Below are 2,456 nucleotides of genomic sequence, written 5' to 3' on the forward strand. Positions count from 1 at the left end.
CCTGGTACGTGTGCCCGTACATGTTGGTGCTCGTCCGGTCCGGGCCGGTGTAGACGAACGCGGTGACCAGCAGGCAGGCCCACAGCCCGGGGAAGACCCGCAGCAGGCGGGCGCGGACGTACTGGCGCAGCGTGGAGCGCAGCGCGCTGTCGGTGATGAGGAACCCCGAGATCAGGAAGAATCCGTACAGGCACAGGGTGCCGAGGTCGCTCTGCCGGCCGAAGGTGGCCGCGCCGAGGTTGTGCTGGCCGAAGCCGAGCGGGCCGGCGTGCGCGATGATCACGCCACACGCCATCGCCAGGCGAAGGACGCCGAAGGCGTTGTGCTGGGCGGAGTATCTGCCCTGCAGCGTCGCGGAACGCTGCCCGTTCAACTTCGCCTGCACCTGACGACTCCTCTGATCACTGAACTGTTGGACCGACGGATCGGAGCGCTGCCGATCGATGTGCCAATTATCAGTGGATAGGGGAGGTTTGTCCGGAAATTTGGATGATTGTCCGTATCGGCCGGCGTCAGCTGACAGCGGCGGCGGTGCGGCGACGCTGCACGACCCGACGGGCCGGTACGTTCAGCAGCCCCGCCAGGGCAACGACGGAGCGGTCACTCGCCCGCCCGTCACCGAACGGCGACCCCACGACGGCAGTCCGCCCGCTGGCGAGGTAACGAAGCCCGGCCGACAGGAGCCGTTCGGGATCGGTGCCCACCAACTCGCCGCGGCCCGGTGTCAGGGCCTCCGGACGTTCCGTGGTCTCCCTGGTGACCAACAACGGCACCCCGAGGGTGGCGGCCTCCTCCTGGAGCCCGCCCGAGTCGGTGACGACCAGGTCGGCCGCCCGCAGCAGCCCGACCATCTGTGGATACGGCAGTGGTGGCGTGACCCGGGCGTTGGTCACGCCCGCGAGGCCCGCGGTGACCTCCGCGCTGAGCTGCGGGTTCGGATGGGCGACCATCACGATCTGGGCGTCGGGGCACGCCTGTGCCAGGCGACGGAGCCCGTCCACAGTGGCCGTGACCCCGTGGCCCCAGTTCTCCCGTCGGTGCACGGTGGCCACGACGAGCTTGCGGGCCGGGTCGACCCAGTCCGGTGCCTGGGCCATGCCGCGCTCGACCAGGTCGTGCAGGGCGTCCACGACGGTGTTGCCGGTCACCACGATCGCGCTGGAGCGAATGCCCTCACCGATGAGGTTCGCCCGGGCCGCCTGTGTCGGCGCCAGGTGCAGTGCGGCGATACGGGCGAGCATGGCCCGGTTGGCCTCCTCCGGGAACGGCCGGTCCAGGTCGTTGGTCCGCAGTCCGGCCTCCAGGTGGACGACCGGGACGTGCCGCCAGAACGCGGCGGTCCCGCCGGCCAGGGCGGTCGTGGTGTCCCCTTGCACCACGACCGCCGCTGGACGGTGGTGTGCGAGCAGCTCGTCGATGCCCGTGATCAGTGCCGCCGCCAGTTCGGCGAGCGAGCCGGTACGCCGTTGCGGGCGCAGACTCACCTCCGGGCGGAGACCGAACGGGGCGAGTGCCTCGGCGACGCGTCCCGGCTGTTGACCGGTATCCGCCACCCGTACCGTGAACCTCGGATCATCGAGGAGACGGTGGATCAGAGGCGCGGTCTTCACTCCTTCCGGCCTGGTGCCGGCGAGGATCAGGACCTCTCGCGGTGTCGAGCTGCTCGCACACATGTCGGGTCAGCTCCTGGCAGCCGCGCGGCGACGCCGGTAGAGCGAGAACCCGCCGGTGGTGCCGGCCACGAGCGCGCCGAGACCGAGCGCGAGCGGTGCCCCGGCGAGCGGGATCACCGGAATGGGGGGAGCGACCGCGTTGGCCCCGCAGCTCGACGTGCCGATGGTGACACCGGCCAGCGCTCCACCGAGCGCCGTCAGGTTCAGCGCCGTGACGGTGAGCTGGCCGACGCCCGAGCTGGACTGGCCGTTGAGGGTCAGGTCGATCAGCCCCGGGATGCTCAGCCCGGTGTTCGGCGCCGGGTTGATCGGCAGGCTCAGCAGGGTCGTCTCCACACCCAGGATCGTCGAGACGATCCGGGCGTTGAGCAGGCTCGCGGTGCCTGTCGCCGAGGGGCTGCTGGTGGCGGTGCACGACGAGTAGATGGCGTCCGCGACCAGTGAGATCGTGGCGAGGCCGCTGGTCCCGAGGTTCAGTGTCACCCCGGTGCCCGGCGTGACGATGCAGGAACCGCCGGGACCGATGGTGATCGTGCCGCCCGGGCCGAGAACCCCGGCACAGGCCGCCGAGGTGCCGTCGTTGAACGCCCGGACGTTCTGACTCAGCACACCCGCCGTGATGACCGTCTGCCCACCGAGCACGCCCAGCGGGGGATTCTGGTTACCGGAGATCGACTCGGTGGTGCCGTCGTTGGTGGGCCCCTAGCGTCGGCTCCGAGGTTCGTTCGTATGCCTGCATCGACACGACACCACAGAGCCCTCGCAGTGTTCGTGCACTGCCTC

3 protein-coding genes are annotated in these 2,456 nt (G+C 70.3%); all 3 read right to left on the reverse strand.

Annotation, left to right across the window (positions count from 1 at the left end):
* A partial coding sequence (locus tag ABZ749_RS33860; protein ID WP_357235161.1) for an acyltransferase family protein occupies nucleotides 1-385 on the reverse strand: 385 nt, incomplete at its 3' end.
* A 127-nt stretch (nucleotides 386-512) separates the two neighbouring features.
* Nucleotides 513-1,673 (reverse strand): UDP-N-acetylglucosamine 2-epimerase (non-hydrolyzing), encoded by a 1,161-nt coding sequence (wecB, locus tag ABZ749_RS33865; protein WP_357235164.1) that lies wholly within the window; start codon nucleotides 1,671-1,673, stop codon nucleotides 513-515.
* A gap of 6 nt (nucleotides 1,674-1,679) precedes the next feature.
* On the reverse strand, nucleotides 1,680-2,315 hold the full coding sequence (locus ABZ749_RS33870; RefSeq protein ID WP_357235167.1) for a choice-of-anchor P family protein: 636 nt from the start codon (nucleotides 2,313-2,315) through the stop codon (nucleotides 1,680-1,682).
* Nucleotides 2,316-2,456 lie beyond the last annotated feature (141 nt).

It is taken from the genome of Micromonospora sp. NPDC047753, from assembly GCF_040642735.1.
Lineage (GTDB): Bacteria > Actinomycetota > Actinomycetes > Mycobacteriales > Micromonosporaceae > Micromonospora.

Excerpts from the sequence above, each read along its gene's own strand:
- wecB (WP_357235164.1), bottom strand. The coding sequence starts at position 1,673 with ATGTGTGCGAGCAGCTCGACACCGCGAGAGGTCCTGATCCTCGCCGGC.